Source organism: Arachidicoccus sp. (assembly GCF_050436765.1).
GTDB lineage: Bacteria > Bacteroidota > Bacteroidia > Chitinophagales > Chitinophagaceae > Arachidicoccus.
The window spans coordinates 1-5,855 of sequence record NZ_JBNQGD010000366.1; the positions used below are offsets into that span (position 1 = coordinate 1).

Genomic DNA, 5,855 nt, shown 5'->3' on the forward strand with positions numbered 1-5,855 from the left:
AAGAGTAAAAGACCTGGTAAGCAGACTCACAATGCAAGAGAAAATATCGTTGATGCAAAATGATGCTAAGCCGGTAGAACGCTTAGGTGTTCCTGCTTACAATTGGTGGAACGAATGTTTACACGGTGTCGCCCGAGATGGGGTTGCTACCGTATTCCCACAGGCTATTGGGCTAGCGTCTACCTGGAATACATCCTTGATTTACAAAGTGGCAGACGCTATATCAACAGAGGCTAGAGCCAAACACGAGCAACACGTTAGAAAAGGAGAGCGAAAAATATACCAGGGACTTACATTCTGGACACCCAATATCAATATTTTTCGAGACCCGCGTTGGGGCAGGGGACAGGAAACTTATGGTGAAGATCCTTTTTTGACATCAAAGATTGGAGTTTCTTTTGTCAGGGGACTACAAGGAAATGACCCTGTTTATTTTAAAACAATCGCTACCGCTAAACATTTTGCCGTACACAGCGGCAGTGAAGCGAACAGGAGTTTCTTTAATGCAACGCCCAGCAAGCAGGATTTATTTGATACTTATTTGCCTGCTTTTGAAAACCTGGTAAAGGTGGGAAAGGTATACTCTATTATGGGAGCATATAATAGTGTAAATGGAATTCCCTCATGTGCTAATGCTTACCTGTTGGATACCATACTCCGACAAAAATGGGGGTTTAAAGGCTATGTTGTTTCAGACTGTAGTGCCATAGGCAACATTTATTATTATCATAAATATACCAATAGTCTCCCCGAAGCGGCCGCTGTAGCGGTGAAAGCTGGTTGTGACTTATCTTGTGGAGGAGAGTATGGTACGCTCAACACAGCATTGACAGAACATCAAATTACAGAAAAGGAAATAGATAAATCCGTGTCGAGATTGTTATTGGCACAATTCAAACTAGGCTTGTTTGATGAAGATAAAAAAATACCTTATCAGCAAATCCCTTTTTCTCAAAATAATTCGCCCAAACATAATCAGCTGGCGCTCAAAACTGCTTTAGAAAGTATGGTCCTTCTAAGCAATAAGAATGATATTTTACCATTGTCTAAGAATATGAAAAATATTGCCGTTGTTGGCCCGTATGCAAATAGGAACGGTATTTTGTTGGGCAATTATAATGGTACACCATCTAACCCCATCAATTTTTTAAAGGGTATCAGTACTGCATTTGGTAAATCTGCCTCCATTACTTATTACAATTACATCAAGCGTCCGGAAGATAACTATGCAAGTGAGCAAAACGAGCAGGATAGTGTTTCGATGTTGGTGAAATCTGTTGCAAATGCGGATGTGGTTATCTTTTGTGGCGGCATTTCACCGGATATCGAAGGCGAGGAGATGGGTATAAATATTAAAGGATTCTATAAAGGGGATAGAACAAATATAGATATTCCGCCACTTCAGCAAAAAGCGTTAAAAGCAATTAAAGCTAGTGGTAAAAAAGTAATATTAGTGCTTACCAATGGTGGAGCTTTTGGTCTACAATGGGAGAAGGAAAATCTGGATGCTATTATTGAAGCTTGGTATCCGGGGCAGGAAGGTGGTACAGCACTGGCAGATATTTTGTCGGGCAAATACAATCCATCGGGTCGCCTGCCGGTTACTTTTTATAAATCGGTAAAAGACCTTCCTGAATTTGAAGATTACTCCATGAAAGGTCGTACCTATAAATATTTTACAAAGACACCAGTATATCCGTTTGGCTATGGATTAAGCTATTCTAATTTTAAGTATAGTCATTTACACCTATCCAAGTCAAAAGTAACCTCGCCAAATGACTCTGTGAAACTGAGTTTGGATGTAAAAAATGTGTCCAATAAGGATGGAGATGAAGTAGTGGAAATTTATGCGGCGGCAAAAAATATCCCTTCCTTTAGGCCAATAAAAACGTTGGTCGGGTTTGTCAAGATTCATTTGGACGCGGGTGTTACCCGAAAAATAACGATTCCCATTGCTATTCAATCTTTAAGAGAATATAGTAATGACTTGAATGATTACACCGTCTATAAAGGCAAGTACGAATTATTTGCTGCTAAATCTTCAAGTGATGAGGAAAATAAGTTAGAGTTATTGGTTCAATAGCATTGGTTTGTTTATCATTTAAGTTTAGACCGGACATTTACGAGATATTATGAGGTTTAAACATTTTCGATTTTGACAAGGCCTCCATTAGTCATCTGTTTTGTGGAGGCTCAGTCATAATATTTCAAAGATCTAAATGGTAATCATCGATATTGTTTGACTCATGCGCGACATTCGTGTTCGTGTGTAAATAATCCGTTACAACCTGATTTTACGAAAAGAGATCTTACTATAAATCGCTTTATTATAGTTCAAATTAAATAAATGAACCGGCTGAAGAAAAACAAAAATTATGGGTGCTCAATGGGATAAGTCTCTTTTATTAATTAAAAAAAGCTGTTTATTATTGCTTTTCTTTTGTGGGTTTCTTATAAGAAGCCTGTCTGCTCAAACCATTGTTCATGCGCAAGACTACGGTATAAGACCGAACACCGGTAAAGATGTTACAAAAGCGATTCAACACCTTATTGACGCCTGTAAATCCAAACATACCCCTATTCAACTAGTATTTGAAAAAGGCCAATATGATCTTTATTTTAATGCTACTTCCAGTGCACCATATTATATCACCAATACCTCGGCAAAAGACGAGTGTCCATCTAAAATTAAACATATCGGGATCTGGCTAAAAGATATGAATAGCTTCACTCTTAATGGTAACGGCGCATTGTTTATGCTCCACGGGAAAATGACTTCTTTAATAGCAGACAATTGTAAAAATTTGACGCTGAAAAATATTCAATTCGATTATCAAAGGCCTACAATGTCTGAATTTACGGTCATGACTATAAACGACGCCTATGTTGATGTCAAGGTAAATCCATCAAGTTGGTATCATATTAAAGATAGTATGCTGTATTGGTATGGCGAAAACTGGGATGGTGAGAAAATGCCTTTAAGATTACATACATGTGTTTATTGCCCTGAAGATAGCGCCATGCATTTTGTAAATGCTGCCTGGCAAAAACTTACAAAATCGAAACAGGTAGTTGAATTAGCGAAAAATGTGGTGCGCTTTTACCATCCTGTCAAGATGAATATTAAAGTGGGCGATGTGTTTACCATGCGCGATATTACGCGGGATGAAGTAGGAATGCATTTTGTGCATTGTTCCAATATTTTATTGGATAGTGTTCAAATGCATTTTATGCATGGATTAGGTATTGTGTCTCAGTTTTGTACCAATATCCATTTTAATCACCTTGTGTGCGCGCCACGTCCGCAGACGGATAGAATATGCAGTAGTACTGCTGATATGGCTCATTTCAGCACATGCCGTGGTTGGATAAAAGTGGAAAATTCTTTTTTTAGCGGTGGTCAGGACGATTTTATTAATATTCATTCTGCCCATTTACGTATTATGCAGCAGTTGCCCGGTAATAAAATAATTGTAAGGTTTATGCACCCTCAAACTTATGGAATACAGATGTATGAGAAGGGGGATACTATTGATTTTATTAATCATAACTCTTTGCTGGCCTTTGCCACCCGTGTGGTTAAAGATTATAGGAAATTGAATGAATATGATATTGAATTAACCCTCACACAACCGGTACCGACAAAAATAGGCACCGATGATTGTATTGAAAATGTGACACGCACGCCATCTGTCTTGATCCGAAACAACTGGTTTCAACGAACACCCACAAGAGGTCTGTTGATTACGACAAGAAGAAAAGTAATAATTGAAAATAATACCTGGTTCAAAACGGGCATGTCTGCCATTCTTATTTCGGATGATGCCAACAGTTGGTTTGAATCGGGTATGGTAAAAGATGTTACGATACGAAATAATAGATTTGTAAAATGTGGATATAGCGACGGTGCTGGTGTAATTACTATTTATCCGGAAAATACGATCTTTCCAAAGGGAGCCTATGTTCATAAGAATATACTTATCCAAAACAATTTTTTTGATCTGGTTAAGCCGCTTGTATTAGTCGCTAAAAGCACTGAAAACCTCAGGTTTATTACAAATAAAATAGTTGAAAATGGATTTTTGAACAGACAACAAAACGTAGCTTCATTAGAGGACTGTGAAAAGGTAGTCATTCAGAATAATTATATAGTCGGTGGTACACGAGTGCCAGCGATTGAATTATCAAAAATGAAAGGCAGTGATCTCCATACAGATTGGCGATGGAATAAATAACTTAAATTTTTCGAAACTGATTCTCGAAACTGCGTTGTTTGGTTATTTACGTGCCATGTTTTATTTGATTTTGCATTTGAAACGCTATTTAAAAAATAAACATAATGAGTATTTACAAAAAAGGAATTATTTTTATAATATATGCTATCAGTTTTAAACTGGTAATTGCGCAGGCTGTTTCCCCACAACAAATAGATGCACTGCCGCCATTCAAAACAGTTTCTTTAAATGGAGACTGGCTCCTGGACAATTTACAAGCTATCTCGGCGGTTTATAAGACGGACAGCGATAAGACAATTGTTTTATCCAATGGTCTGATCAGTCGGAGTTTTCGCATTGCACCGTATTTTGGCTGTTTTAGTTTTAAGAACCTGATGAATTCTAAAGAAATGCTTCGTGCCATACAACCCGAAGCAGCAGTAACTTTGAATGGTAAATCCTATAACATTGGCGGCGTAAAAGGTCAGTTTGAATATGCTTATCTGCAAAAAGATTGGTTAAGTAATTTTTCCAACGACCGTGCGGCATTCCAGTTCACAGGTTTTGATGTAAAAAATATTTCGCCGCGATTTGCCTGGAAAGCCAAACGATGGCCATTTAATAAAAATACTAGCGCGCCTTGGCCGCCTAAAGGCAAAGAAATCATTTTCTATTTTATAGCACCTCCCAATAGCGGATTGAATGTTAAGGTAGCCATACATTATTCACTTTACGATAATCTTCCTTTGATAAGCAAATGGCTGACGATAGAAAATAATGGTATAAATCCAATACGTGTAAACGCATTTAAAAATGAGATTCTTTCTTTCGTGGAGGAAGAATCAGTTGTCGGTGGCAAGCAGAATACATTGGCGACGCCACATATTAAAGTAGAGAGTGATTATGCTTTTAATGATATGAGTTCTACATATTCCGACCAGACAACCAATTGGTTGGCTGACCCTTCTTATACAAGTCAGGTAAATTACAATCGGCAAACGCCCTGTCTATTGGTAAGTGAACCTCCAATTGGGCCCTATTATAAAATTGCGCCCCACCAATCATTTGAAGGTTACCACAGCTTCGAATTGTTATACGACAGTTATGACAAAGAACGTTGTGGTTTGGCTGAGCGAAAGATGTACCGGACCATTGCACCCTGGATAACAGAAAATCCTATTTTCTTACACCTGACCACTTCGAATCCGGCAAAAGTAAAAGAAGCAATCAATCAATGCGCGGCCACGGGGTTTGAAATGGTCATATTGAGCTTTGGCAGTGGTTTAAATATGGAGGATACCAGCATTGCCAATATAAAGAAATTCAAGCAACTTGCTGATTACGCACATAGTAAAGGAATACAATTGGGCGGCTATTCTCTATTTTCCAGTAGAAGCATTGATGTCGCAGACGATGTGATTAATCCCAAAACCGGTAAACCAGGTGATGCGATTTTTGGTAGTGCTCCTTGCCTTGGAAGCACTTGGGGTATTGCCTACCTAAAAAAACTGAATACTTTTATTTCTAAAACAGGGTTCGATCTATTGGAACATGATGGACCTTATCCAGGCGATATCTGCGCCTCCACCACCCACCCCGGACACGAGGGGATAAAAGACTCACAATGGAATCAATGGTGGA

2 protein-coding genes and 1 pseudogene are annotated in these 5,855 nt (G+C 38.4%); all 3 read left to right on the forward strand.

Translation table 11 applies throughout. From position 1 onward, the window contains the following. On the forward strand, positions 1-2,083 hold a 2,083-nt coding region (locus ACQR30_RS15440; RefSeq protein WP_429736655.1), incomplete at its 5' end, for a glycoside hydrolase family 3 C-terminal domain-containing protein. 292 nt (positions 2,084-2,375) lie between these two features. Further along, entirely contained in the window at positions 2,376-4,235 is a 1,860-nt protein-coding gene (locus ACQR30_RS15445) for a right-handed parallel beta-helix repeat-containing protein (protein ID WP_429736656.1), read from the forward strand. A 104-nt stretch (positions 4,236-4,339) separates the two neighbouring features. Beyond that, positions 4,340-5,855, forward strand: a pseudogene (locus ACQR30_RS15450) (alpha-galactosidase); the annotation flags it as partial.